Source organism: Streptomyces sp. CGMCC 4.7035, from assembly GCF_031583065.1.
In the GTDB taxonomy this organism is placed as follows: Bacteria; Actinomycetota; Actinomycetes; order Streptomycetales; family Streptomycetaceae; genus Streptomyces; species Streptomyces yaanensis.
On the sequence record NZ_CP134053.1, the window covers coordinates 4,744,915 to 4,770,588 of the forward strand.

Genomic DNA, 25,674 nt, shown 5'->3' on the forward strand with positions numbered 1-25,674 from the left:
CCGCACTGCACGGACCGGAGTTGAAGACCGCGCGACTGCGCCACACTGCCGGGCGCGCGGAGCCTGTCCGCAGGGGCGTCGGCCGGTTGACCGGTCGGTGCGACCTTCGGCGGCCGTGTGGTCCCCAGCGACCTCGTGGGCCGGCCCTGCCGCTACCTACAGCCGTTCGAGTTCCCGGTCGAGTGACGCAAGAAGAGCTGGCCGAGCGCTCAGGCGTGTCCGTCGATGTGATCCGCCAGCTCGAACAGCGACGGAAGCACTCGGCACCCGTACTGGACTGCGAGCCGGACGCGTTCAATGCGGACCGACGACGGGCTGAAGGTCAGTCTTGCCCATCAACGGTCGGAGTCCCGGCGGATGATTGGGGAGCGCCCACAGGTCGCGCACGATGGCCACGGCCAACGTGTGGTGCTGTATCCACGTCGGCGCCACCCGGCGCAGGGACTCCAGAGTCTTTACGGCCCCGGCAGCATCCCCGATGTCCGTGTGGGCCCGTGCCACGTCCAGCAGCAGCCACGTCCGCCACGACGGAGGGGTGTCCTTGCTCAGTCGCATCCCTTTGGCCAACGCCAAGGCATCTTGCGGGTGCGCCAGACGGCGCACCCGACCCAGGGTCCGTCCCAGGTCTTCGTTTGCCACGCTGTCACGGTACGCCGCCACCCTGCCGTGCTTCTTCAGCAGCGCAGAGCCGTAATCAACCGCATCGGCAGCCGTACGCCGGGCGCCGAGCACCCCGATCCGCAGTCGTGAAGCGGATTCGGAGAAGCCGGCGGAACTGCTCGGCTGACCTCTGTGAGAAATGGTGAGACGCCAGTCCCAGAAACGATCAAGAGGGGCCCGTAGGACCCCTCTGACCTGCGTGTTCACCGTCGGGACGACAGGATTTGAACCTGCGACCCCTTGACCCCCAGTCAAGTGCGCTACCAAGCTGCGCCACGTCCCGATGCGTCTCCCGCGGCGTTCCGCGTGATCACGCAGGTAAACCCTACCGCACACTCCTGAGGCAGCCTCACCCTGGCGTCGGCGGGGCCGCCGGGGAACACGGGCTACGGTACGGCGCCGGCGTCGGTCGCCGCCGCGTGCAGTGCCTCTGCCAGGCGGGCCGCCGGTTCCGGCAGGGGGTGCGGGAGGCGGGCCAGGACCAGGCGGCGCAGTTCCTGGGGGCCGCCGCGCACGGACACGAGCCGTACGCCCGGAGGTGCCGCGGCGGCGAGCGCGGACGGGATCGTGGTCAGACCGCAGCCGGCCGCGACGAGGTGCAGCTTGGCCAGCCAGTCGCGGGCCGTGTGCGCGATCTGAGGCCGCTCGTCCAGGCCCGGCCACACGCCGAGCAGTTTCTCCTTGCCGGACGAGGGAGCCGCGATCCAGCGCTGGCCGCGCAGGTCGGCGACGTCGACCGAGTCGGCGCGGGCGAAGGGGTGGGTGGTGGGCACCGCGAGCAGCAGGCTGCGTTCGGTCAGCGTCTGCACGGCGAGCGAGGGGGACTCCGTGTCGAAGGGGCGGTACGGCGGTTCCATGGCCAACAGTGCGAGGTCCAGCGTGCCGGCGCGCAGGGCCCGTACGAGTGCGGGGGTGCTGCCCTCGCGGGTGGCGACCGTGATGGCCGGGTGGGTGCGGCGCAGCGCGGCGATCGCCCGGGGCAGCAGAACGGCGCCCGCGCTGGCGAACCAGCCCAGCCGCACGGTGCCGCCCTCGGCGGGCAGCCCGGCGAGTTCGCGTGCGGTGGCGTCGATCTCGTCGAGCACGGTCGCCGCGCGCCGCAGGACGACATGGCCGGCGGCGGTCAGCCGTACTCCGTCCCTGCGGCGTTCCAACAGCGGCGCCTGCGCGGCCCGTTCGAGGGAGGCGATCTGCCGGGACACGGCGGACTGGGTGTAGCCGAGGGCCGTGGCCGCCGCGGTCAGCGTGCCGCGCTCGGCGACCTCGCGGAACACGCGCAACTCGACCAGCGAGACATCGGTGAAGTCCATGAGTTTTACGCATACCAGATGTGCGCGACTTTCGTTGGACTCATGCTCGGACCGTTCCTAGCGTGGAGACATGACTTCTGCACGCATCGCTCTCGTCACCGGCGCCAACCAAGGACTGGGCCGCGGCCTCGTCGAGGGGCTCGCCGCCCGTCTCGGCCCCGACGACCTGGTCCTGCTCACCGGCCGCAACGCCGAGCGGGTCGCGGGCGCCGTCGCGCACGTCGCCGCGGACCCCGCCACCCGGAGCCGGGTGGCGGGCCGGGTGCTCGACGTCACCGATGCCGACGCCGTGGCCCGGCTGGCGGCCGAACTCCACGACCAGTACGGCGGGGTGGACTTCGTGGTGTCCAACGCGAGCGCCATGCTCACGCCCGACCGGTCGCAGTCGGCACAGGCGGACGACTTCATCGATGTCGCCAACGGCGGCGCGCTCGCCGTACTGCGCTCGTTCGCGCCGGTGCTGCGCGCGGGAGGGCGGCTGCTGGTCGTCGCCAGCTCCCTGGGCACCCTCGGGCATCTCGATCCGCGGCTGCAACCCCTGTTCGACGGTGCCTCGCTCGACGAGGTGGAGAAGGCGGTCGAGTCGTGGCGCACGGCCCTGCACACGGGTACGGCCGAGGAACTGGGCTGGCCGCGCTGGATCAACGTGCCGTCCAAGGTCGCCCAGGTGGCAGCCGTCCGTGCGGTGGCGGCCGAGCGCCGGGACACCGACCTGCCGGCGGACCGGCTGATCGCCTGCGTCTGCCCCGGGCTGATCGACACGGCCCTCTCCCGGCCGTGGTTCACCGACTTCAGCGGGGCCCAGACACCGGCGCAGGCGGCGACCGCCGTACTCGACCTGCTGCTCACCGAGCGGGTGGACCCGGCGACGTACGGCGAACTCGTCCGGTTCGGACGGGTGTTGGACTGGCACGACGGCACGCCGCCGCAGCTTCCTGACGGCCTGCTCGTCAATTAGCCGTCGGCGTCTTCGCGGGTGATGAGTACGGCGGTGGCACCGGCCGGCGCTTCCGCCTCGGACAGGGTGCCCGGATCGATCACGAGCACGCCGTCACCGTCTTCCAGACGCACACGGGCGTGGCCGTCCTTCGTCCAGGGCCCGCCGGGTCCTCTTGGTCCGCCGGGTCCGCCGGGTCCGCCGGGTCCGCCGGGTCCGCCGGTCCGCCGGGTCCGCCAGACGATGTCCAGGCCTGGCGGCCCGGCCGTCGGCGGTCGGCTCGGTGGCGGCGCCGGCAGAAGCGCCGTGACCGGCGGCGGGCGCCGTCGTGGTCGACCGCTTCACCTGCCTCAGGTGATTCCGCGCGGGCCCGAAGCGGTGACCATGCGGGTAAGGAGGTCCGGTCATGCCTACCCTCGACGACACCTCTCTGCCGCCCACCGAACGTGCGGCGCGCGGCAGGGCGGTCCGTGCCCGCGTACCACGTTCCGCCCATGCCGCCTTCGTGCCGGACGGGAAGCGGCCGGACCCCGTCGACATCATCGAGCGGCAGTCCGCCGCCCGCGTACCGGAGCTGGTGCCGGTCCGGTACGGGCGGATGCTCGAATCGCCCTTCCGGTTCTACCGGGGTGCCGCCGCCGTCATGGCCTGCGACCTCGGCGCCGCCCCGCACACCGGCCTCACCGTCCAGCTGTGCGGTGACGCGCACCTGCTGAACTTCCGGCTCCTCGCCTCACCCGAGCGGCATCTGATCTTCGACATCAACGACTTCGACGAGACACTGCCGGGCCCGTTCGAGTGGGATGTCAAGCGCCTCGCCACGAGCCTGGTGATCGCCGGCCGCGCCAACTCGTTCACGCCACAGGAGTGCGCCGCGATCGTGCGTGGCAGCGTGCGGGCCTACCGCGAGCGGATGCGCGCGTTCGCGGGGATGCGGACGCTCGACATCTGGTACGCACGGGACGACGCCAGTCAGTTCGGGGCGCTGCTGGCCCAGCCGCTGGACAAGAACGTCCGTCGGCGGGTTTCCCGGGCGTCGGCCCAGGCATACGGGCGAACAGGTCTACAGGCGGCGGGGAAGCTCACCCGGCTGGTCGACGGCGTGCCCCGGATCGTCTCGGATCCGCCGCTGATCACCCCGCTCGACGAACTGTCCGCCGGTGCGGAACGGGACGAGCTGGAAAACACCCTGCGCGGGTTGATCGAAAACTATGCGCGGACGCTGTCGTCCGAGCGGCGGCACCTGCTGGGGCGGTTCCACGTGGTCGACCTGGCGCGCAAGGTCGTCGGGGTCGGCAGCGTCGGTACGCGGTGCTGGATCGTGCTGCTGCTGGGCAGGGACCAGGAGGACCCGCTGCTGCTCCAGGCCAAGGAGGCCGGCGAGTCGGTCCTGGCTCCCTACGCCGACGCGGAACCGCAGGAGGATCAGGGCCGGCGTGTCGTGGCCGGGCAGCGGCTCATGCAGGCGGCCAGCGACGTCTTCCTCGGCTGGGAGAGGGCCGTCGGCTTCGACGGCCGGCAGCGCGACTTCTATGTCCGCCAGTTGCGGGACTGGAAGGGAATCGCGCGCCCCGAGACGATGGACCCGGAGGAACTCGCGCTCTTCGGCCGGCTCTGCGGCGCCTCACTGGCCCGGGCCCACGCCCGTTCCGGCGACCCGATCGCGCTCGCGGCCTATCTCGGCGGCGGCGACCGCTTCGACCGGGCCGTGGCCACGTTCGCGCACGCCTACGCCGACCAGAACGAACGCGACCACCGGGCACTGGTGGAGGCGGTGGCGTCCGGCCGGGTCACGGCCCGGACCGATCCGGCGGCCTGACATCCCGGGGCGGTCCCGGGTCCTCGGCAACCCGGGCCCTGGAATGCCGTTCCCAGTACACCGGCGCACGGCCGGCGGCGCCCTCACCCTCCCCGGGTGAGGAACCCGGGGCCCGAGGGGCGGAGGCTCACTGATGAGTGGCTGTGAGCAGCAGCCGTCACGAATGGAGGTCCCGTCATGGTCAGCACCGCTCCGTCGCACGGCCGCTCGGCCGGCGCCATGGCGGCCGCAACCGGCCTGACCCTCTTCGCCGCCGTGATGCTCTTCATCTCCGGCGTCCTCGACGTCTTCCGGGGCATCATGGCGATCGCCCAGGACGCTGTCTTCCTCTCCACCCGCAACTACGTCTTCAGGTTCGACCTGACGGGCTGGGGCTGGGTCCACCTGGTCCTCGGGGCGCTCGCCGTGGCGGTGAGCATCGGCCTGTTCGTGGCGGCCACCTGGGCGAAGGTCCTCGGGGTGGCCATCGCCTCCCTGCTGATCATCACCAACTTCCTGTCCATCCCGTACTACCCCGTGTGGTCACTCACCCTGATCGCGCTGTACGGGTTCATCATCTGGGCCCTGTGCGTGAGCCCGAGGGAGACGGTTCCGCGGTAGCGCGAAGCACGCCCTCCCGCGTCGGGCAGGGCCGGGTTCGCCCGTACGGACCCTCCCGGCGTGCCGAGCGCCCGGCGCGCGGCAGGAATGGGGGTAACGGATCCCCGAGGAGCCGGAGGCCCCATGAGCGCCGCGCACGACTCCCGCTCCCCCGAGCCACCGGGCGAGGGGGAGGGCGTTGCCACCGCCGGTGCCCGGCCGGAGCGCGGCGGGGGGCACGGCCCGGCGTGGATCGCGCGGAGCACGGCTTCGGCGGTGCTGACCGTGCTGGCCTGCCTGCTGGTACCGGTCGCGCTGCTGACCGTGTGGGTGCACGACATCGCGCTCGACACCGACCGGTACGTGTCGACGGTCGCACCGCTGGCCACCGAGCCGGCGATCCAGGACGCGGCGGTCCACCGGATCACCGAGGCCGTGGGCGTGCGCGTCGACGGGCCCCGGGCCGCGGCGGACATCGCCTCGTGGCTGCAGTCCCAGGGGCTGCCGCCACGGGCCGCCGCCGCCCTGCGGAGCCTGGGCCCGCAGATCGACTCCGCCGTCGACGACGCGGTGACCAAGGTCGCCACCCGTGTGGTGCACAGCGGTGTCTTCGCGACGGTGTGGACGGACTCCAACCGGATCGCCCACAACGCCGTCGTGCACGCGCTCACCGGGAAGGGGCGTGGAGCCGTCGGCGTCAGCGACGGCACGGTGACTCTCGACATCGGCGTCGCCGTCGAGCGGGTCAAGAAGGAGCTGGTGGACGCGGGGCTGTCTCCTGCCGCCCACATCCCCGACGTCAACAAACAGATGGTGCTCTTCCACTCCGACGAGCTCGCCAAGCTCCGCAGAGGCGCACACCTGCTGGACGTGGTCGGCGACTGGCTCCCCGTGCTGGTCGTCCTGATCGGGGCCGGCGGAGTACTGCTGGCCCACAACCGGCGGCGCGCCCTCGCCCGTACCGCGCTGGGGGCGGCCTTCGCCTGTCTGGTCGTGGCCATCGGCCTGGTCGTGGCACGCCGCTACTACCTGGACCACCTCCCGTCACAGGTGCAGTCGAAGGCCGCCGCCGCGGCCGTCTTCGACACGCTGCTGCGCTTCCTCCGGGTCAGCCTGCGCACGGCGATCGTGCTGGGCGTCGTGATCGCCCTCGGCGTCTATCTGATCGGCCCGGGGCGGTTGCCCGTCGCGGTCCGGGGCGCGTCCGAGCGCACCGCGGACTCCACGGCCACCTGGGCGTACGCGCACCATGTCCACACCGGACGGGCCGGAACCTGGACGCAGGCGCACCGCCGGTGGATGACGCTGGCCGCACTGCTGGTCGTAGCCCTGGTCTTCGCGCTGTGGAACCACCCCACGGTGCTCACGGTCGTGCTCCTGGTCCTCGTCCTGCTCGCCGTCCTGGCCCTGCTCGCGTTGCTGGCCGCGAGCGGAAGGGCCACGCTCGACGCGGAGCGGCCTTCGACCGGCCGGCCGGTCGAAGGCCCGGACGAAGGCCCGGACGAAGGCCCGGACGAGAGCTGACAACGGCGGTACGGTCATGGACAGCCTGAAAATCCTGCCGCTCGCCGTCACGATGATGGTGGGGCCGCAGATCATGTCCGCGGTCGTCCTCGTGACGGTGCGCGAAGCGGTGCGCGTCTCGCTCGCGTTCCTCCTCGGCGTCGCCGTCGCCACGACGGCGGGCGTCGCGATCATGCGCGGTCTGGCCGCCCTTCTCGGTTCGGCGGTCGACCTGGGCGACCCCTCCCAGGACGGCTCCCTCGGGCTGATCATCCAGTACGTGCTGGTCGGCCTGCTCGCCGCCGCGGCGGTCAAGAACTGGGTGGGGCGGGAGACGATCGAGCCGCCCGCGTGGCTGGGGACACTGATGTCCGCGACACCGGGACGCGCCTTCAGGGTCGGCCTGCTGATCATCCTGCTGATGCCGTCGGACCTCATCGTGATGGCGACCGTCGGCGTCCATCTGGAGCAGACCGGGGGGAGCTTCGCGGCGGCCCTGCCCTTCATCGCGCTGACCGTGCTGATCGCCGCGCTGCCGCTGCTCGCCTACCTGCTGTTCCGGCGACGGGCGGAGGCGGCCATGCCGCGCGTGCGGGACTGGATGAACGCGAACAGTTGGCTGGTCAACATCGTGGTCTGCGTCATCTTCATCGTGCTCATCCTCACCTGAGGAGTCGCACCCGAGGAGTCGCACCTGAGGAATCGCACCCGAGGAGTCGCACCGAGCAGTCACCCGCGCTCCGTCGGGGCACACCCCGCACACCCACCGCCCGTGCTGCGCGCACCACCCGCACCGGGTGATCCCCGGGGCTCGGCCCGGCCGCATCGTGGAGTGGTCAGGACCACTCCCCCGTCCCGGTCGCCGGGCGGTGGGCCGGCGACCGGAGGCCATCGTGTCCGATTACCCCCTCCTCAACGCGTTTCTCACGATGCTGTGGTTCTTCCTGTGGGTCATGTGGTTCATGCTGCTGTTCAGGGTCGTCTTCGACGTCTTCCAGGACGACAGCCTGGGCGGCTGGGCCAAGGCGGGCTGGACGCTGTTCGTCTGCGTGCTGCCCTTCGTGGGCATCCTCGTCTACCTGATCGCCCGTGGCCGGGGCATGGGCGAGCGCGCCGTGCAGCGGGCCCAGGCCCAGGAGCAGGCGTTCCGTGCCTACGTCCAGGAGGCGGCGGCCGGTACCCCCACGACGGGCCCGACCAAGGCGGACCAGCTGGCCAAACTGGCCGGCCTGCACGACCACGGCGACATCACCGACGCGGAGTACGAGACGGCGAAGGCCAAGGTTCTCGCCGCCTGAGCGGACCCGGGGTACCGCGAAGGAAGCGTGCTCATGCACTACGAGATCCGCGTCGACGGTCAGATGTCGGAGACGCTCACCAAGGCGTTCCCGGAACTGGAGAGCTTCGTCGTGCCCCACCAGACCGTGCTGTTCGGCCAGGTCACCGACGAGGCGCAGCTGTACGGCCTGCTGGCGCGCTGCCGATCCATGGGGTTGCACGTGGTGGAGATGCGGCGCCTGCCCGAGTGAGCGCGCCTCACAGAAGGTGCAGCTCCCGGGCCCTGCGCACCGCCTCGCCCCGTCGGGTGGCCGCGAGCTTGCGGTAGAGGCTCTTCAGGTGGGTCTTGACGGTGTTCACCGACAGATACAGATCGGCGGCGATCTCCTCCGTCGACATCATCTGCGCCAGCCGTTCCAGGACCTCCTGCTCACGCTCGCTGAGCGGCTCGGTCACCGGCGCGGGACCGCAGTCGGGCGCGCCCGCCGCCGGGGCGTTCCCGACCAGCGAGGCCGGCAGCCAGTCGTGCCCCTGCGCCAGGTCCGGCCGACGGCGTGCCAGCCTTCGCAGCCAGGGGCCGGACTCCAGGAACGGCCGTCGCAGACGCTCCGGCCGGGCCACGGACAGGGCCCGTGCGACGAGGCGCTGGGCCTCGGGCCCGTCGCCCAGTGCGTCGGCGGTCTGCGCCCGCGCCAGCAGTGCCCGTACCGTGATGGCCGGCCCCTCGCCGTGCCCGGTGGGGAGCGCCGTGAGCAGGTCGAGTGCCGCTTCGCCCTCGCCGGTGGCCAGCCGGGCGCGAGCCGCGGCCACCACGTTCTCCGGGGAGGTGGCCCCTTCGTCCTCGAGTACCTGCCGCGCGGCCTGCGGACGGCCGTCGGCCAGGTACGCGTGGGACATCCCCAGGGCCGTTCGGTCGTTCACCCAGGGCGAGGGCTCGACGACGGCGGGCGGTTGCCCCAGTTCCTCCAGGAGCCGCAGGGCCGCGCGCGGGTGGCCCCGGGCGAGCAGAAGGCGGGAACGCAGCAGTGCCAGCCCGGCGGTGACGATGGGATCGCGCGGGACGGCGGAGGAGGCGGCGTGGTCGAGGTGGGTGCGTGCCGCGACGAGGTCGTCACGGTCGATGGCGACGGCGGCCAGCACGAGCTGGGCGACACCGGTCCGGGCGGCGGGTGGCAGACCTGAGCGCTCCGCCTCGGCGACCGCCTCCCGGGCGTGTGTCTCGGCGCGGCCCGGCCAACCGTGCAGGAAGTCGATCAGGGCCAGCCTGCTGAGGCACTCGTGCCGCGGGAACGCGGTCTCCGGCCCGGCTTCCGCCCTCGCGGCGGCGGACAGCGCGGACTGCGCGGCGTCGAACCGTCCCGCCCACAGCTCGGCCGATCCCAGGTCCGTGAGCATGAGGGCGGGCAGTTCCGGGTGCTGGGCGAGGCGCTCGGCGGGGAGGGCACGCTCCGCCGCCGCCACGTCCTCGGCGGCTGCCTCGGCGAGGTCCGCCGAACCGGTCATCCTGGCGGCGAGGACGCGCAGCAGGGCACAGCTGAGCCGCAGGGCCGCGGAGCCGGGTGCCTCGTCGGTGGGCAGGTTCTCCTCGGCGCGGCGCAGCCGGTCCAGGCCGCGGTCGAGGTCGTGGCGGGCCAGTTCCCGGGCGGCGCGCACCAGGTCCGCGGCCGCTCCGCAGGCGTCCGGGGACATCCGGGAGAAGAGTTCGTCGAGGCGCTCGGCGTCGAGTCCGGTCAGCAGCCGCCCGATCGCCAGCTCGTCGATGAACCGGGTGGCGGCCAGCTCCCAGTCGCCCGCGTCCGCAGCGTGCGGGAGGGCCTCGGCCAGTTGTCCGGCCTCGCTCAGCCAGCGCGCTGCCCTGCGGTGGAGCTCGGGTTCGAGTCCGGGGTGCCGGACGCGCAGATGAACCCGGAGGATCTCGGCGAACAGGGGGTGGAGCCGGTACCAGGAGTGGCCGATGGCCTCGACGAAGGCGTTCGCGCGGTGCAGCGCCGCCAGGATCGCTTCCGCGTCCTGACGGCCCGTGAGGGCGTTGGCGAGCTCGGGGTGGATCTGTTCGAGGATGCTCGTGCGCAACAGCAGGTCCTGCGTCTCGGCCGGCTGTGTGTCGAGCACCTCGGCGAGCAGGAAGTCGGCGAGCGTGCTCCGGCCCGCCTCGAAGTCCTTGAGGAAGAGCGCCGGTTCGTCGGCGCCCTGCGCCGCCAGGAGGCACAGTCGCAGTCCGGCGGCCCAGCCTCCGGTGCGCTCCGTCAGCGCCCGCGTGCCCTCGTCGGAAAGGCGCATGCCGTGACGGCTCAGCAGCTCGGCCGTCTCCTCGGGACGGAACGCCAGGTCGGCGCCGCGGATGTCGGTGACCTCACCGGCGGCCCGGTAGCGGTGCAGCGGCAGCAGGGGCTCCGTGCGGCTGAGGATCAGCAGCCGCAGTCCGTCGCCCGAGTGCCGGAGGACGAACTGGAGTTCCTCGGCGATGTCCGCCGAGGCGGCCACCCGGTCGAACTCGTCGAGGACGAGGATGAAGGGCTCCGCCCGCCGGCTCAGCTGAGCGGCGAGCCTGGTCAGCAGCGAGTGGTCCACCTCGCCGGAACGGGCCGGGCTGCCGATCTCGTCTGGGGACGCGAGCCCGTGTCGCCGCAGCGACTCCAGCACGTAGGTCCAGAAGACGCCGGGCCCGTTGTCCTCGGGCTCCACCGTCAGCCAGGCCACGCGGCCCGGTGGGCCCTCGTCGGCGATCCAGTCGGCGACGAGGAGGGTCTTGCCGGCTCCCGCGGGCCCGTTGACCAGCGTCACCGGCCCTTCCACGCCCTGGCGCAGCCGCTCCGTCAGACGCGGCCTGCGCACATACGTCTTCGGGGGGACGGGCACGCTGAACCGCGCGGCCAGCACGGGGTCGCCGTTCGGTGCCACGGGTCCCGCCTGCGGGGCCCGGTCTCCGCCGGGTGTCGTACGCGGCATGTCACCCACCACAGCACCCCAGCTCGTGTAGCCGGACAGTCCCCCTTTGATCTTCACGCCATGCCCGGAAAGCCGCAACGGAGACGGCGAGGCGCCGGGCCGTGGTCCGGCCCGACGCTCACGCCGGCAACCGGTCCTGCCGCCCTCCGCTCCGTTCGGCGACGCGTCCCCCCGCCCGCCGCTCACATCGGCGACGCGTCCCGCCGGCCCGGCCTATTCCGGCGGCGTGGGCGTGTCATGCGTCCGGTACATGGCCTGTATGTCCAGTTCCAGCTGCACCGTCGGTCCCACCACCGCGATGCCCCGGGCCAACATCGAACGCCAGTTCAGCGTGTAGTCCTCGCGATGCAGTTCCGCCTTCGCCAGGGCGGCGCAGCGCAGCTCCTCGCCGTAGCCGCCGTTCACGGTGCCCAGGTACGTCGTGTCCAGTGACACGGAGCGGCTCACGCCGTGCATCGTCAGGGAACCCTGGAGCATCCACTTGCTGCCGCCGCGGTACGTGAAGCGCGTGCTCGCGAAGTCGATGTACGGGAAGCGCTCGACGTCCAGGAAGTCCGCGGAGCGCAGGTGGTTGTCACGGGTGGTGTTGCCTGTGTTGATGCTGGACGCGTCGATGCGGACGTGGACGCGGGAATCGGTCATGTCCTGGGCGACCTGGATACCGCCGTCGAAGCGTTCGAAGCGGCCATGGACGTGGCCCATGCCGACGTGTTTGGCGATGAAGCGGATCGCCGTGTGCGGCGGGTCGAAGAGCCAGGGGCCGGGCGTCGGCAGTTGCAGGGTCTGGGCCGGCTGGAGCCAGACACGCTCGGGAGCCGCCGCCGCGCCCGCGAGGACTTCGACCGTCTCACGGTGCGGCTGCAGTCCCTCCGCCGCGATCAGCAGGCTGTACCGTCCGGGCGGCAGCGCCGCCAGGAAGAAGCCGTACGGGTCGGTCGTGCCGCGGACCGCCACGCGGTGCGTGTCGAGCGCGGTGACGGTGACGTCCGCGGCGGCCATGGCCGAGCCCATCGGGTCGACGACCTCGCGGGCCATGCCACCGGCGCCGGGCGGGAGGGGGAGCGAGAGGCCCGCCGCCTCGGCAGGGAAGCCCTTGGGCCGCCTACGCCGCAGCAATACGAGGGCCATGATGTACACCTTTCTTCACGGGTGGCGCAGCCGTGCGAGCAGCGGATGAGAGAACGCGAAACGGCCGCACCTGAACAGGTCACACCCGTTATCGATCTTCCGGCAGACAGCTCCCGCGCAGGTGTCTCATTACGAGACAGTCCACGAGACGGTCCGCCCCGGACGAGCCGGAGCCGCCCCGGCAGCCCGGTGTCCTACTGCGGCGCCTCGGCGGACTCGGGCTCCCGCCCCTCGTACGCGGCCGTCAGAACGCCCAGTACGCCGTGTGCCGCGACGGGACGGGGATTGGCGTACGGCTCGCCCGTCACCTGAGCGGCCGCCGTCGGCAAGTCGCTTTTCTTCAGGCCGAGTTCGCGGAGCGAACGCGGCGCACCGAGGCCTCCCGCCAGCTCCCACAGGGCGCGCGGGGCGTCCTCGGCCCCGAGCGCCCGCCGCACCGCGGTCACCGCCCCCGGTGCGGCGGGCGCGTTGTACGCGAGGGCGTACGGGAGTACCACCGTGTGCGTCTCGGCGTGCGGCAGCCCGAACGTGCCGCCCAGCACATGGCACAGCTTGTGGTGCAGCCCCATGGTGGTCGCGCCGAGGCAGGTGCCGCACAGCCAGGCCCCGTACAGGGCACGGCTGCGTGCCTCCAGGTCGTCCGGGTCGGCGACGAGCAGCGGCAGCGCCTCGGCCATCGCCCTGACACCGTCTTCCGCCATGAGCGAGACCAGCGGCGAGGTGTCCGGCGCGTACAGCGCCTCGACGGCGTGCGCGAGCGCGTTGACGCCGCTGGTCACGGTGAGCGGTACCGGGAGGGAGAGGGTCAGTTCGGGGTCGTAGACGACACTGCGCGGCTGGACGACCGGGTCGCGGCCGGTGCGCTTGACCCCGTGGTCGGTCAGGCCCCAGACCGGGGTCATCTCCGAACCCGAGTAGGTGGACGGCACGGCGATCAGCGGGAGCCCGGTGCGCAGCGCGATCGCTTTGCCGAGGCCGATCGCGGAGCCGCCGCCGACCGCGACGCAGCCGTCGGCCCCGGCCGCCCGCGCCACCTCGACGGCCCGATGGGCGACCTCGACGGGTACGTGCATACGGGCCTCGGCGTGCACTCCCGCGCAGGAGTCGCCGAGCGCGTCGGCGACCGTCCGCGCGACGGACTCGCCCTGGCTGCCGCAGACGACGAGCAGCCGTCGCAGACCGAGGCGTTCGGCCTCGTCCGGGGTCGCGGTCACGGACGCGCCGGGCCGGAAGACGACCCGCACCGGCCGCGTCTCGTAGGAGAAGTCGGTGGAGAACGTCATGACGCACGCTCCAGTACGAGGTCGAATCGGGCATGCCCGAACGGTTTGGGGACGCCGGACTCGCGGACCGGGCACGGGTCGAAGGCGTGCGGATCGCGGATGGCGGAGGTCTCGGCCGCTTCGGTGGCTTCGGTGGCTTCGGTGGCTTCGGTGGCTTCGGTGGCTTCGGTGGCTTCGGTGGCTTCGGTGGTCATACCGGCTCCTCGTCGTCGCGACGTCCCGCTTCCTCAATGGTCCCGCGTTCGGGGACAGCGCGGTGCGGCAGTTGTTGTTCCTTCAACCGCATTCGCTACGGTGGGTGGTGTCATGACCACCGCAGAGCCCTCCCCCGTCGGCCCCGCCCTCGTCGGCCCCGCCCTCGCACCACTGCGTCTGGCGCGTGAGCGGTTCCTGTCGGGGCGTCCCCTGCCCGAGGGCGTACCGGAGGAGGTCGTCGCCGCCTGGCGGCGCGCGCGGTTCTTCGGGGTCCCGCACGACTTGGCGGAGGGGTCCGCCCGTCCCGAGCGGCCGGAGGAGTCGTCCCTGCTCGGCGCAGCCCGCCCTGTACTGGAACGGATCGCGTCCGCCCTCGACGCCGGCCGGTCGGTCCTCGTCCTCACCGACGAGCGACTGCGCGTACTGTGGACCGCCGGCAACGTCCCCGGCCCCTCGCCGTTGCACGACCTGTCGGAGCAGGAGGTGGGCCACAACAGCGCGGTCCTCGCCCTGCGCACCCGGCGCCGCGCCGAGGTGCACGGTCCGGAGCACTTCCTCGACCGGTGGCAGAACCTCTCGGCGGTCAGCGTCCCGGTGCTCGCACCGGGGTCCGGGCAGGCGCTCGGCACGGTGACCGTGGCGTCGGAGTTGTGCCCCGCCGGGTGCCCGCCGCATCCGGGCGCGGCGCTCGCCGAGGCCGCCGTCACGGCGGTGGAGGCAGAACTTCTCGCGCGGGCGCGACGGGCCGAGCGGGTACTGCTCGACGCCTATCTGCGGGCGGCACAGGGCCAGGACCGGGCCGTCGCCGTACTGGACGGCCGCAACCGACTGGTCAGCGCCACGGCGGAGCGGATGCTGACATCGGAGGGGCTGGCGGCCCTGGAGCGTGCGGCGGTCGCCCTGCGGCACAGGGACGTCCCTGCCGATGCCGTGCTGCCCGAGGGCGCGGGATGCACCGCGCTGGTCACCCCGGTACGCCATGAGGGTGCGGTCATCGGGGTCGTGGCCGAACTGGAGCCGTCGGGCGACCCCGCACCGCCCGCGCCGTGCCCGCCCCTTTCCCTGGCCGGCTCCTCGGTCCCCTGGCGGTACGCCGTCGGGCGCGCCGCCGAGCTGGCGCGCTCCCGGGAGCCGCTGCTGCTGACCGGTGAGCGCGGGACGGGCAAGACGGCGCTGGCGCGGGAGCTGCTCGGCGAGCATGCCGCACGGGTCGTCGACGCCGCGGAGGACGGTCGGCCCGATCAGGCCTACGCCGAGTTGACGGACGGACGACCCCTCCTGCTCCGCCACGCCGAGCGCCTCGCACAGCCCGGCGTGGCCGCGCTCAACTCGCTGCTGGACGCACACCCGGACGCGCCGCTGGTGGTCACCTACACGCCCGGCACACCGCCCGGCCCCTGCCTTCAGCGGCTCCTGGACACGCTGGCCGCCCGCGCGGTCACCCTGCCCGCCCTGCGCGAACGCCCTGAGGACATCCCGGAGTTGCTGTCGGCCCTGGCGCCGCGGCCCGCACCTGGGCTGCCTCCGCTGACCTGGACGCTCGACGCCCTGCGCGCGCTGGAGCGGTACCCGTGGCCCGGGAACGTCACCGAATTCGCCCATACCGTCCGCGCGTTGGCCGAGCACCGACGGGCGTCGGGACCCGTCCAGCGGGCCGAGCTGCCGGATGCCGTGCGCGAAGGGCCCGCGGCGCGGTACCTCAGTCCGATGGAGAACGCCGAGCGCAAAGCGATCCTGGAGGCGCTGCGCCGCCACGGTGGCAACAAGGCGCGTACGGCGGCCGCGCTGGGGATCGGCCGGGCGACGCTGTACCGCAAGCTGCGGGGCTATCGGGGCTGAACGCGAAGCCGGGGTGCCGCGGCGCAACGAGCCCCGTCGCCCCGGTGCGCGGCCGCTTCAGTAGGCTCGGTCCCTCCGGCCCGGCCCGTGGGCCCGAGTACGGGTGGGACCGGACGTCGAGCCTGGACCCTCGCGCACGACCGGAAGGCCGACAAACAAGCCCGGTTCGTACGTACGACAGCACGCCCGGTCGGTACGTTCGACAGCACGCCCGGTCGGTAACGTGCGAGAGGCGTCCGGTTGGTACGTGCGACGACACGAAAGGGAGCACGTGCAGCTCAGCATCCGCGAGTGGGGCGGCGGCGACAGGACCGCCCTGCTCGTGCACGGCATCATGTCCGACTCCCGCACCTGGCGCCGGGTGGGTCCGGCGCTCGCGGACCTCGGCTACCGGGTCGTCGCGGTCGATCTGCGCGGCCACGGTGGGTCGCCGCGCGGCCCGTACAGCCCCGAACTGTTCGCCGACGACCTCGTCGACACCCTCCCGGAGGGCGCCGACGTGGCGATCGGGCACTCGCTGGGCGGGCTCGCGCTGTCCCTGGCCGTCGGGCGGCTGCGGCCCCGGCGCGCCGTCTACTCGGACCCGGCCTGGTCCTCGGCCCGGCCCGGCCAGGACGTGGACCCGGCGGTCTTCGCGGCCGCCAGACACCGCACACGTGCGGAGGTCGTGGGGATCAGCCCCCACTGGGACCCGGCCGACATCGACGTCGAACTGGCCACCCTGAAGGCGTGGGACCCCGAGACCTCCCGCTTCCTCGGCGGCCGCCCGCTGCGGGACTTCCTGCCCGCCGAGCCGGTCGTACCGTCGCTGGTCCAGCTCGCCGACCCCAGCTTCCTCACCGGCCCGCAGGACGCGGCGCTGCTGCGTACCCGCGGCTTCGAGGTCCGTACGGTCACCGGCGCGGGTCACACGATCTTCCGCGACGACTTCGACGGGTTCATGGCGTCGCTCGGCGGCTGGATCTGACGCAACGTCGTTGCAACGTGTCCTTCGCTGGGATGGAGCACGTGACCATGGACATGATTCCGCGCGTGGAGCTGACCCCCGTGGCCGCCGAACTGGTGCGGCGGCTGCGCGAGGTCCACGGACCGCTGATGTTCCACCAGTCCGGCGGCTGCTGCGACGGCAGCGCCCCGATGTGCTACCCGGCGGGCGAGTTCCGCACCGGCGACTCCGACGTGCTGCTCGCGGAACTCGCCGTCGAGGGGGTCGACGAACCGGTGGGCTTCTGGATGTCGAGGAGTCAGTATCAGGTGTGGAGCCACACCCGGCTGATCGTCGACGTGGTGCCCGGCCGTGGCAGCGGCTTCTCGCTGGAAGCACCCGAAGGAGTGCGTTTTCTCATCCGTTCCCGCGTCGTCGGATCCTGAACCCCGCACAGAACACCGCAGTCTGGTGCACTTCCCCTGAGTCCTGTGAAAGTTGACAAGACATCAGGGGGATCTGTGACACGTCGTGACAGACGGTTCAGAACGCTACTGACGGTCCTCGTGGCATGGAGCGCGCTGGCCGGTGCGACCCTCGTGGGAGCGGCACCGGCCACCGGTGTGCAGCGGACAAGGACGATCGCGCCGGGCATCCAGTACAGCCAGTACGAGATCTCCGTGGCCAAGAGGGTGGCCCGCGCGCACGTGCTCAGCCTCGACCTGCGCGACGCGCGCGTACGGGTCCGTCTGCTGTATCCGGGGGCCGTGGCGGCGCGGGCCACGGTCTCGCGGCTCGCCGCCGCCCAGGGCGCGGTCGCGGGGATCAACGGCGACTTCTTCCACATCAGCGAAACCCAGCATCCGGGAGTCGCGGTGACCGGCTCCGCCGACGGACCGGCGATCGCGAACGGGCACACGCTCAAGGCCGCCGTGCCGGACGGGCAGCGCTTCGGTCCCGCCCTGCCACGCGGTGCGACCACGAAGGACGTCCTCGGGGTGGGCACCGACCGCACGGCCCGCCTCGACCGACTGACCTTGAGCGGTTCCGTGACCACGGCCCAGGGCCGGCTGCCGCTCGGCGGGTTCAACCAGTACGCGCTGCCGCAGGGGTCGATCGGGGCGTACACCTCGGACTGGGGCGGCGTCTCTCGGGCGCGGGCCACCTGCGGCACCGACACCCTTCGGAGCGCGCCGTGCAGCGCGGACACGTACGAGGTGACGATCAGAGGGGGCCGGGTCGTCGCCACGGCGGACCGGCCGGGCAGCGGCCCCATCGCCGCCGGGACCACGGTCCTGGTGGGCCGCGAGGCGGGGGCGCGTCAGTTGCGCAAGCTGTTCAAGGGGCAACCGGTGCAGGTGCGCCACCGCTTGGTGGCGGCCTCGTCCCGGGTCTCGTACCTCTTCGCCCTCGGCGGCTTTCCCGTGCTGCGGCACGGCACTCCACTGTCCGGCCTCGACGACACGACGTCGACCCTGCGCACCGCGGTGGGCATCGGGGACGGCGGCCACCGCCTGTTGCTCCTCGCTCTCGACGGCGCGCCCGGCTACCGCGGCGGCCTCACGCTCGCCGAAGTCGCCGCGGTCCTGAGCAAACTGGGCGCCACGGACGGCTTCAACCTCGACGGCGGCGGCTCCACGACGCTGGTGGCCCGGGCGCCGGGCGCGAGCGCGGCGACCGTGCGCAACCACCCGAGCGGGGGTGCCGAACGCCCGGTCGCGAACGGAATCGGGGTCTTCTCCGTCTCCTGAGGGGCAGTCTCCTGAGGGGCAGTCTCCTGAGGGGCAGTCTCCTGAGGGTCAAGGACGCAGGCTGCCGACGATCTGCGCGGTCGCGACCAGCCCCTGGTGGATGGTCGGGGCCATACTCGAACTGGCCAGGAAGAAGCCCAGCAGCATACAGACGATCGCGTGCGAGATCTTCATCGCGCCGTTGCGCAGGAAGATCACCACAATGATCAGGAGCAGCAGCACCACAGAGATGGAAATAGCCATCGTCAACCTCCTCCGCCACGCCCACATCGCGGCTTTCGGCCGCAAGTGTGGCGTAGCGGAGGGTTGGTGCGGGCGGCTGACGTGTCCTCCGAACGGGTGGTTCTACGACTGTCGGCGGGCGTCGAGGAAAGCCTCCAGGCCCGCGAGGTCGTCCGTGTTGAAGTAGTCGACGCCCGCGTCGAACAGTTCGCCCCACAGGGCGTCCCGGGCCGGGCCCGCGGTGTCGGGCGTGGCCCAGAAGCGCACCGTCTGCCCGCTCGTGTGCGCCCGGGCGATGATGTCGCGCAGCTTCTGCCGCTCGGCGTCGGGGAACGGGCCCGCCCCGAGCCAGCTGAAGTTGAGCGTCCAGTTGTCGCTGATCAACGGGATGAAGGTGGCGGGCGCGGAGCTGCCGAGGTCGGCGAGACGGCCGTCGTAGAAGGCGCGCCGCACGGACTGCGCCTCCATCGGCGTACGCGCCGCGCGGTCACCGGAGATGACCGCGGTGACCGGACCCGGGTACACGCGTCCGTGCGCGTAGGTCGTGAACAGGTGCCGGTAGCGGCGGAGATGGCGATCGAGTTCGAGATAGGTCGACGAGCCCTCGGTCTTGATGTCGATGAGGAGCTGCAAGGGTCTGCGCCAACCCCGGTACACTGCGCCATGGTTGGCCTTGACCAGCGCGGCGAGCGGGTCGAGGTAGAGGGATTCCAGGGTGCGGTTCGGGTCGAGTTCGACGGGGTCGTGGGCGACCAGGAGCTGGTCGCCGACCAGGTAGATGTCGGCCTCGACGCTGCCGAAGCGGTGGTCGAGGGCGTCGAACAAGGGGCGCGGGTGCTCGTAGTCGTTGTGGGCGTGGGCGCGCCACAGCGGACGCGGGCCGTGATGGCCGCCGCCCGCCCATGCCTGGGTGGCGGGCAGCGCGACCGTGCCCGCGAGGGCGGCGCCGAAGGTGGTGAGGGCTCTGCGACGGGTGGTGAGGGCCATGCTCTGCCTCCCTGGTACGGCCGTATGGGACCGAAGGGAGTATGCGTTCGATCGGGGACCAAGTGGCCCGCTCAGGCGGGGAGTTGGCCGGACCGCCGCCCTCTGTTCACTTCACCGGAGCAATGCGCGCAGAAGCCCGCCCCAGGTGGGGCGGGCTTCTTCAGGGGTGTTCCGGGTGTACGTCAGGGAGCCCGGAGGTCCACCAGTTCGGCCAGGGCCTCGCGATGGGCGCCCGCCGTTCCGTAGGCGATGGAGTCCGCCTTGGCCCGCTTGAGGTACAGGTGGATCGGGTGTTCCCAGGTCATGCCGATGCCGGCGTGGAGCTGCAGCGCCTCCTCGGCGGCGTGCACGGCGACGGGGGCCGCGTAGGCCTGGGCGACGGCGACCGCCACGTCGACGTCCTCGGCGGTCGCGAGCGCGTCGGCCGCGTTGCGGGCGGCGGCCCGGAGGTTGACGACCTCCAGCCACAGCTGGGCGAGCCGGTGCTTGAGCGCCTGGAAGCCGCCCACGGGCCGGTTGAACTGCTTGCGTTCCTTGAGGTACCGGACCGTCTCGGTCAACGCCCAGTCAGCGGCACCGAGTTGTTCGGAGGCGAGCAGTCCGGCTCCGGCGCGCAGGGCCCGTCGTACGGCGGGTTCGGCGGCGCCGAGGCGGCGGCCGGGGGCACCGTCGAGGGTGACGGTCGCGAGGGGACGAGTCAGGTCCAGCGAAACCTGCGGAGCGACGGTCACCGCGTCCGCGTCCACCGCGTACAGCCCGCCGTCGTCCGCGGGCACCAGCAGCACATCCGCGGCGACCGCGTCCGCGATCCCGGTCAACTCGCCGTGAAGACGGCCGTCTTCGAGTCGTGCGGTCTTGAGGGCGGCCCCCGGGGCGACATGCAGCCCGACGGCGAGCACACCGATCGTGCGCCCGGCGGCGAGCCGGGTGAGCAACTCGTCGTCCTCACAGGCCAGCAGGGCCTCCGTCGCCACCACGGCGCTGGTCAGATACGGCACGGGAGCGACCGCGCGCCCCAGCTCCTCCAGGACGACGGCGGCTTCGCGGTGCGTGGCGCCCTGGCCGCCCCGGTCCTCGGGCACCAGGAGCCCGGCGAGGCCCATGCCGTCGGTGAGCGCCTTCCACAGGGCGAGGTCGTGCGGGGCGTCCGACTCGGTGCGGGCTATGACGCCTGCGGCGTGGCAGTGGTCCGTGAGCAGGTCGCGGACGGCGGCGCGCAGCGCCTCTTCCTCCTCCGAGTACAGCAGGTCGGTCATCGGGCGAGGTCCTTCCAGGCGACGTCCTTGTCGGTGCGCGGCTCGGCGGGCAGGCCCAGGACGCGCTCGGCGACGATGTTCAGCAGGACCTCGCTGGTCCCGCCCTCGATGCTGTTGCCCTTGGAGCGGAGGTAGCGGTAGCCGGCCTCCCGGCCGACGAAGTCCACCAGTTCGGGGCGGCGCATGGTCCAGTCGTCGTACAACAGCCCCTCCTCGCCGAGGAGTTCCACCTCCAGGCCACTGATCTCCTGGTTGAGGCGGGCGAAGGCGAGCTTCATGCCGGCGCCCTCGGGGCCGGGCTGCCCGACGGCGAGCTGCTGGCGCAGGCGTTCGCCGGTGAGCCGGGCGACCTCGGCCTCGACCCACAGCTTGAGCAGGCGCTGGTGCAGGTCGTGGGTGCGCAGCTCCGGGCGCTCGCGCCAGGTCTTCGAGACCGGGCCGATCATGCCGCCCTCGCGGGGCAGCCGCATTCCGCCGATGGCGACACGTTCGTTGTTCAACGTGGTCTGCGCGACCCGCCAGCCGTCGCCGACCTCGCCGAGGCGGCGGGAGTCGGGGATGCGGACGTCCGTGAGGAAGACCTCGTTGAACTCGGCCTCGCCGGTGACCTGCCGCAACGGACGGACCTCGACGCCGGGGTCGGTCATGTCGCAGATGAAGTACGTGATGCCGGCGTGCTTGGGCACGTCCGGGTCGGTGCGGGCGATGAGGATGGCCCAGCGGGCCAGGTGGGCGCTGGAGGTCCACACCTTCTGCCCGTTGACCACCCAGTCTCCCCCACTCTCGGCTTCGCTCGAGCGGGAGGGGCCCCCATCGTCGCGGACGGCGCGGGTGCCGAGCGCGGCCAGGTCGGACCCGGCGCCCGGCTCGCTGAACAGCTGGCACCAGACCTCCTCGCCCGTCCACAGGGGCCTCAGGTACCGCTGCTTCTGCTCCTCGGTGCCGTAGCGCAGGATCGTCGGCGCGACCATGCCGAGGCCGATCCCGATGCGCCGGGGGTCGTTGTCAGGCGCTCCCGCGGCCTCCAGCTCGGCGTCCACGACGGCCTGGAGGGAGCGCGGGGCGCCGAGGCCACCGAGGCCCTCGGGGTAGTGGACCCAGGCGAGCCCCGCGTCGAAGCGGGCCTTGAGGAAGTCGAGCCGTTCGGTCGTGGCGGGTGGATATGCGTCCAGCAACTGTGCCGTGCGGCGCTGGAGTTCGGCTATGTCGGTCATGCGGCGGCTCCGTTCTCCAGCGCGGGCACCACGGCGACGCGGCCGGTGGTGACACCGTCGGCGACGCGCTGCACGGCGGCCGCGGCCCCGCTCAGCGGTACCCGCTCGCTCACCAGCGGCTTGATGGCGCCCCGGGCGGCCAGTTCTGCGAGCTGTTCGTGGCAGTGCAGGACCAGCTTCGGGTTCTTGGTGTTGTACAGGCCCCAGTGCAGGCCGAGGATCGAGTAGTTCTTCACCAGGGCGTGGTTGAGTCCCGGGCTGGGGATCGTGCCGCTGGCGAAGCCCACGACGACGATCCGGCCCTCGAAGGCGACGACCTTCGCGGACTGCGCGTAGGCCTCGCCGCCCACCGGGTCGTAGATCACGTCGGCGCCCCGGCCGTCGGTGGCCTCCTTCACGGCGGCGACGACGTCCTCGGAACGGCGGTCGATGACGACGTCGCAGCCCAGCTCCCGGGCGATGGCGGCCTTGTCGGCCCCGCCCACGACGCCGATGACGGTGGCGCCGGCCGCCTTCCCGAGCTGCACGGCCGCGCTGCCGACCCCTCCGGCGGCGGCGTGGACGAGCAGCGTCTCGCCCGCTTCGAGGCGGGCCCGGCGGTGCAGTCCGAACCATCCCGTCTGGTAGCCGATGTGCAGCGCCGCGGCCTCGGCGTCGTCCAGCGACTCCGGCGCGGGCAGAACCGCGGCGGCATCGGCGACGGCGTACTCGGCGAATCCGCCGTACGGCAGCGCCGGGTTGGCGATGACGCGGCGGCCGTCCTCGGTCTCGCCGCAGATCTCGACCCCCGGTGTGAACGGCAGCGGCGGCCTGACCTGGTACTGGCCCCGGCACATCAGCGCGTCCGGGAAGTTGATGTTCGCGGCAAGCACCTTCAGCAGGACCTGGCCGTCGCCGGGCGTGGGCCGCTCCACCTCGTGAAGCCGCATCACCTCACTCGGCTCACCGTTCTCGTGCACTTGCCATGCCTGCATGCGGGGCCTCCACGCACTGCGTCGTCGTCCGACCGGGTCCGTCGCATACTAAGCGGTCGCTTGCCCATCAGGGAACAGTCGCGTGCGTCACGAACGGGCGGGTCGCGCGCGTACGTGCATCCGCTCGCCCTGCGGCCCGAACAGGCTCAGGAACTCCGCCGACCCCTCCCCCGCCGACCCGAACCAGTGCGGTACGCGGGTGTCGAACTCGGCCGCCTCCCCGGGCCCGAGCACCACGTCGTGCTCCCCGAGCACCAGCCGGAGCCGCCCGGACAGCACGTACAGCCACTCGTAGCCCTCGTGCGTACGCGGATCCGGTTCGGATGTCCGCTGCGGTTCGAGCACCTTGTAGGCCTGGAGTCCGCCGGGCTGCCGGGTCAGGGGCCAGTACGTGCGCCCGTGCCGCACGATCGCCTTGGCGCGCACCCGTGGGTCGCCGACGGGTGGGGCACCCACCAGTTCGTCCAGCGGCACCTGGTGGGCGCGCGCTATCGGCAGCAACAGCTCCAGGGAGGGCTTGCGCAGGCCGGACTCCAGCCGCGAGAGGGTGCTCACCGAGATGCCGGTCGCCTCCGACAGACCGGCCAGCGTGGCACCCCGCTCCTTGCGTATCCGTCGCAGCCGGGGGCCGACGCCCGCGAGAACCTCGTCCGTGTCGTCACTCACGGCGGCATCACTCACGGCGGCATTAGTCACGGCGGCATTAGTCATGGCGGCATTAGTCACGGCGGCATTAGTCATGGCGGCATTGCAGTTTCGGCAAGCGGGTTTGTCAATGCAGCAGATCGGGGTGTCGACAGAACACCGCCGTGCGGGTGTGGACGCGACGCCTCCGTAGCACCATGGGCCCATGCTGTTCGCCCGGCTCGCCCGTGTGTCGCAGGAGGTCGCCGCCACCTCGGCGCGGTCCCGGAAGATCGCGCTGCTCGGTGAACTGTTCCGGGACGCCGAAGCGGAGGACGTGCCGATCGTCATCCCGTATCTGGCGGGGCGCCTGCCGCAGGGGCGGCTCGGCATCGGCTGGAAGCTCCTCGATCAGCGGATTCCGCCGGCCGTCGAGCCCACGCTCACCGTGCGTGACGTGGACGCCCGGCTGACGGAGATCGGCTCCGTCACGGGCGCCGGCTCGCAGGGCGAACGCAGGCGGCTGGTGGGCGAGATGCTGGCGGCGGCCACCGCGGACGAGCAGCGGTACCTGTTCGGGCTGCTCACCGGTGAGGTGCGGCAGGGTGCGCTGGAGGCGGTCGCCGTGGAGGGGCTGGCCGGGGCGACGGGCGCGCCCCCGGCGGACGTGCGGCGGGCCGTCATGCTCGCCGGGTCGCTCCAGACGGTGGCGCAGGCCCTGCTCGCCGACGGCCCCGGGGCCCTCGACAGGTTCCGGCTCACGGTCGGCCGCCCGGTGCTGCCGATGCTCGCGCAGACCGCGGCCTCGGTCGCCGAGGCCGTCCGGAAACTGGGCGCGTGCGCCGTCGAGGAGAAGCTCGACGGCATCCGGGTCCAGGTGCACCGGGACGGCGACGACGTACGGATCCACACCCGCACCCTCGACGACATCACCGACCGGCTGCCCGAAGTCACCTCCGCCGCCCTGGCGCTGGCGGGCGAGCGGTTCATCCTGGACGGCGAGGTCATCTCCTTCGACGAGGACGGGCGGCCGCGCTCCTTCCAGGAGATCTCCGGGCGCGTCGGCTCCCGGGTGGACGTGGCGACGGCCGCCGCGGCCGTCCCCGTCTCGTCCGTGTTCTTCGACGCCCTGTCCGTGGACGGCCGGGACCTGCTGGACCTGCCGTTCACGGACCGCCACGCCGAGCTGGCCCGGCTCGTACCGGAGCCGATGCGGGTGCGGCGCACGCTCGTGCGCGGGCCCGAGGACGCGGGTGCCGCGGAGGCCTTCCTCGCTCGGACCTTGGGGCGCGGGCACGAGGGCGTGGTGGTGAAATCCCTGGACGCCCCCTACAGCGCGGGCCGACGGGGTGCCTCCTGGCTCAAGGTCAAGCCCGTGCACACGCTCGACCTGGTGGTGCTGGCCGCCGAATGGGGTCATGGCCGCCGCACCGGCAGGCTCTCCAACCTGCACCTCGGCGCCCGCAACCCGGACGGCTCCTTCGCGATGCTCGGCAAGACGTTCAAGGGGATGACGGACGCGATGCTCGCCTGGCAGACCGAGCGGCTGAGGGAACTGGCCGTCGAGGACAACGGCTGGGTGGTGACCGTGCGTCCCGAGCTCGTCGTCGAGATCGCGTACGACGGGCTGCAGCGGTCGACCCGCTACCCGGCCGGGGTCACCCTGCGCTTCGCCCGGGTCGTGCGCTACCGGGAGGACAAGAGGCCTCAGGAGGCCGACACCGTGGAGACGGTGCTGGCCGCCCACCCCGAGGTGATCCCATGACCAAGCAGGAGAAGCGCAGTGCGGGCCTCCTGTTGTACCGGCACACCGATCACGGTCCGGAAGTCCTGCTCGGCCATATGGGCGGCCCCTTCTTCGCCCGCCGGGAGGCCGGCGCGTGGACCGTGCCCAAGGGCGAGTACGAGCCCGACGAGCCCTCCTGGGACGCCGCCCGCCGGGAGTTCCAGGAGGAGCTGGGGCTCCCGCCGCCCGACGGGGAGGCCGTCCCGCTCGGCGAGGTCCGGCAGACCAACGGCAAGATCGTCACGGCCTGGGCGATCGAGGCCGACCTCGATCCGGCGACGATCCGGCCGGGGACCTTCACGATGGAGTGGCCGCCGAAGTCGGGCCGCCGCCAGGAGTTCCCCGAGCTGGACCGCGTGGAGTGGTTCGGCCTCGACCGGGCGCGGGATGTGATCGTGAAGGCGCAGGCGGCGTTTCTCGACCGGCTTGCGGAGCACTCGGAGTAAACCCGCGTT

24 protein-coding genes, 1 tRNA gene and 2 pseudogenes are annotated in these 25,674 nt (G+C 72.4%); 14 read left to right on the plus strand and 13 right to left on the minus strand.

Annotated features, from left to right (window positions below):
- Positions 1-146: 146 nt before the first annotated feature.
- Positions 147-266 (plus strand): annotated as a pseudogene (locus tag Q2K21_RS35835) (helix-turn-helix domain-containing protein); the annotation flags it as partial.
- A gap of 28 nt (positions 267-294) precedes the next feature.
- Here the strand turns inward: Q2K21_RS35835 and Q2K21_RS20385 are convergent.
- From Q2K21_RS20385 to Q2K21_RS20395, 3 genes and pseudogenes are all read right to left on the minus strand, one after another.
- A pseudogene (locus tag Q2K21_RS20385) lies at positions 295-588 on the minus strand (hypothetical protein); the annotation flags it as partial.
- Between the two features lie 281 nt (positions 589-869).
- Positions 870-943, minus strand: a tRNA-Pro gene (locus Q2K21_RS20390).
- Between the two features lie 103 nt (positions 944-1,046).
- Complete coding sequence (locus Q2K21_RS20395; protein WP_310772946.1) at positions 1,047-1,970, minus strand: LysR family transcriptional regulator; 924 nt, start codon at positions 1,968-1,970, stop codon at positions 1,047-1,049.
- 70 nt (positions 1,971-2,040) lie between these two features.
- On the opposite strand from Q2K21_RS20395, the gene Q2K21_RS20400 reads away from it, so the two are divergent.
- The 7 genes from Q2K21_RS20400 to Q2K21_RS20435 all read left to right on the plus strand — a co-directional run bounded on the left by Q2K21_RS20400 (position 2,041) and on the right by Q2K21_RS20435 (position 8,337).
- The gene (locus tag Q2K21_RS20400) at positions 2,041-2,928 is read left to right on the plus strand and encodes an SDR family NAD(P)-dependent oxidoreductase (protein ID WP_310772949.1); all 888 of its coding nucleotides are present in this window, start codon (positions 2,041-2,043) and stop codon (positions 2,926-2,928) included.
- A 385-nt stretch (positions 2,929-3,313) separates the two neighbouring features.
- The gene (locus Q2K21_RS20410; RefSeq protein ID WP_310772952.1) at positions 3,314-4,726 is read left to right on the plus strand and encodes a DUF2252 domain-containing protein; all 1,413 of its coding nucleotides are present in this window, start codon (positions 3,314-3,316) and stop codon (positions 4,724-4,726) included.
- A 177-nt stretch (positions 4,727-4,903) separates the two neighbouring features.
- On the plus strand, positions 4,904-5,326 hold the full coding sequence (locus Q2K21_RS20415) for a DUF7144 family membrane protein (protein WP_310772955.1): 423 nt from the start codon (positions 4,904-4,906) through the stop codon (positions 5,324-5,326).
- 123 nt (positions 5,327-5,449) lie between these two features.
- Positions 5,450-6,829: a hypothetical protein gene (locus tag Q2K21_RS20420; RefSeq protein WP_310772958.1), complete on the plus strand. Its 1,380-nt coding sequence runs from the start codon at positions 5,450-5,452 to the stop codon at positions 6,827-6,829.
- Between the two features lie 16 nt (positions 6,830-6,845).
- Positions 6,846-7,478, plus strand: a complete 633-nt coding sequence (locus Q2K21_RS20425) for a GAP family protein (RefSeq protein ID WP_310772961.1) — start codon at positions 6,846-6,848, stop codon at positions 7,476-7,478.
- 223 nt (positions 7,479-7,701) lie between these two features.
- Positions 7,702-8,106: an SHOCT domain-containing protein gene (locus Q2K21_RS20430; protein WP_310772964.1), complete on the plus strand. Its 405-nt coding sequence runs from the start codon at positions 7,702-7,704 to the stop codon at positions 8,104-8,106.
- 33 nt (positions 8,107-8,139) lie between these two features.
- Positions 8,140-8,337, plus strand: a complete 198-nt coding sequence (locus Q2K21_RS20435) for a hypothetical protein (RefSeq protein ID WP_310772966.1) — start codon at positions 8,140-8,142, stop codon at positions 8,335-8,337.
- Between the two features lie 7 nt (positions 8,338-8,344).
- On the opposite strand, the gene Q2K21_RS20440 is transcribed toward Q2K21_RS20435, so the two are convergent.
- From Q2K21_RS20440 to Q2K21_RS20455, 4 genes are all read right to left on the minus strand, one after another.
- Positions 8,345-11,035: a LuxR C-terminal-related transcriptional regulator gene (locus tag Q2K21_RS20440; RefSeq protein ID WP_386275857.1), complete on the minus strand. Its 2,691-nt coding sequence runs from the start codon at positions 11,033-11,035 to the stop codon at positions 8,345-8,347.
- A 213-nt stretch (positions 11,036-11,248) separates the two neighbouring features.
- Complete coding sequence (locus tag Q2K21_RS20445) at positions 11,249-12,163, minus strand: YceI family protein (RefSeq protein ID WP_310772972.1); 915 nt, start codon at positions 12,161-12,163, stop codon at positions 11,249-11,251.
- A gap of 194 nt (positions 12,164-12,357) precedes the next feature.
- The gene (locus tag Q2K21_RS20450; protein ID WP_310772975.1) at positions 12,358-13,446 is read right to left on the minus strand and encodes a maleylacetate reductase; all 1,089 of its coding nucleotides are present in this window, start codon (positions 13,444-13,446) and stop codon (positions 12,358-12,360) included.
- On the minus strand, positions 13,443-13,640 hold the full coding sequence (locus tag Q2K21_RS20455; protein WP_310772978.1) for a hypothetical protein: 198 nt from the start codon (positions 13,638-13,640) through the stop codon (positions 13,443-13,445). The genes Q2K21_RS20450 and Q2K21_RS20455 overlap by 4 nt, the downstream gene beginning before the upstream one ends.
- A 112-nt stretch (positions 13,641-13,752) precedes the next feature.
- On the opposite strand from Q2K21_RS20455, the gene Q2K21_RS20460 reads away from it, so the two are divergent.
- The 4 genes from Q2K21_RS20460 (at position 13,753) to Q2K21_RS20475 (ending at position 18,156) form a co-directional block, all read left to right on the plus strand.
- The gene (locus tag Q2K21_RS20460) at positions 13,753-15,480 is read left to right on the plus strand and encodes a sigma-54-dependent Fis family transcriptional regulator (RefSeq protein ID WP_310772981.1); all 1,728 of its coding nucleotides are present in this window, start codon (positions 13,753-13,755) and stop codon (positions 15,478-15,480) included.
- Positions 15,481-15,751: 271 nt separating this feature from the next.
- Entirely contained in the window at positions 15,752-16,447 is a 696-nt protein-coding gene (locus Q2K21_RS20465; protein WP_310772984.1) for an alpha/beta fold hydrolase, read from the plus strand.
- Positions 16,448-16,494: 47 nt separating this feature from the next.
- Positions 16,495-16,851 carry a DUF779 domain-containing protein gene (locus Q2K21_RS20470; protein WP_310772987.1) on the plus strand — a complete coding sequence of 119 codons (357 nt, stop codon included), beginning with the start codon at positions 16,495-16,497 and terminating at the stop codon, positions 16,849-16,851.
- Between the two features lie 120 nt (positions 16,852-16,971).
- Positions 16,972-18,156, plus strand: a complete 1,185-nt coding sequence (locus Q2K21_RS20475) for a phosphodiester glycosidase family protein (protein ID WP_310772991.1) — start codon at positions 16,972-16,974, stop codon at positions 18,154-18,156.
- Between the two features lie 48 nt (positions 18,157-18,204).
- Here Q2K21_RS20475 and Q2K21_RS20480 read toward each other — a convergent pair whose 3' ends face one another.
- From Q2K21_RS20480 to Q2K21_RS20505, 6 genes are all read right to left on the minus strand, one after another.
- The gene (locus Q2K21_RS20480) at positions 18,205-18,399 is read right to left on the minus strand and encodes a hypothetical protein (protein ID WP_310772994.1); all 195 of its coding nucleotides are present in this window, start codon (positions 18,397-18,399) and stop codon (positions 18,205-18,207) included.
- A gap of 102 nt (positions 18,400-18,501) precedes the next feature.
- Positions 18,502-19,365, minus strand: coding sequence for a phosphatidylinositol-specific phospholipase C/glycerophosphodiester phosphodiesterase family protein (locus Q2K21_RS20485; protein ID WP_310772997.1), 864 nt, complete (start codon positions 19,363-19,365; stop codon positions 18,502-18,504).
- A 182-nt stretch (positions 19,366-19,547) separates the two neighbouring features.
- A complete protein-coding gene (locus Q2K21_RS20490; protein ID WP_310773000.1) occupies positions 19,548-20,621 on the minus strand; it encodes an acyl-CoA dehydrogenase family protein in 1,074 nt (357 codons plus the stop codon).
- Complete coding sequence (locus Q2K21_RS20495; protein ID WP_310773004.1) at positions 20,618-21,835, minus strand: acyl-CoA dehydrogenase family protein; 1,218 nt, start codon at positions 21,833-21,835, stop codon at positions 20,618-20,620. Before Q2K21_RS20495 ends, Q2K21_RS20490 begins: the two co-directional genes overlap by 4 nt.
- Positions 21,832-22,809, minus strand: a complete 978-nt coding sequence (locus Q2K21_RS20500; protein WP_310773006.1) for an NADPH:quinone oxidoreductase family protein — start codon at positions 22,807-22,809, stop codon at positions 21,832-21,834. Before Q2K21_RS20500 ends, Q2K21_RS20495 begins: the two co-directional genes overlap by 4 nt.
- Positions 22,810-22,896: 87 nt before the next feature.
- Positions 22,897-23,520, minus strand: a complete 624-nt coding sequence (locus Q2K21_RS20505; protein ID WP_310781138.1) for a helix-turn-helix domain-containing protein — start codon at positions 23,518-23,520, stop codon at positions 22,897-22,899.
- Positions 23,521-23,659: 139 nt separating this feature from the next.
- Between Q2K21_RS20505 and Q2K21_RS20510 the strand changes: the two genes are divergently transcribed.
- Together Q2K21_RS20510 and Q2K21_RS20515 are read left to right on the plus strand one after the other, a co-directional pair.
- Positions 23,660-25,198, plus strand: coding sequence for an ATP-dependent DNA ligase (locus tag Q2K21_RS20510; RefSeq protein WP_310773009.1), 1,539 nt, complete (start codon positions 23,660-23,662; stop codon positions 25,196-25,198).
- Positions 25,195-25,665, plus strand: coding sequence for an NUDIX hydrolase (locus Q2K21_RS20515; protein WP_310773013.1), 471 nt, complete (start codon positions 25,195-25,197; stop codon positions 25,663-25,665). The genes Q2K21_RS20510 and Q2K21_RS20515 overlap by 4 nt, the downstream gene beginning before the upstream one ends.
- The last annotated feature ends 9 nt before the right edge of the window (positions 25,666-25,674 follow it).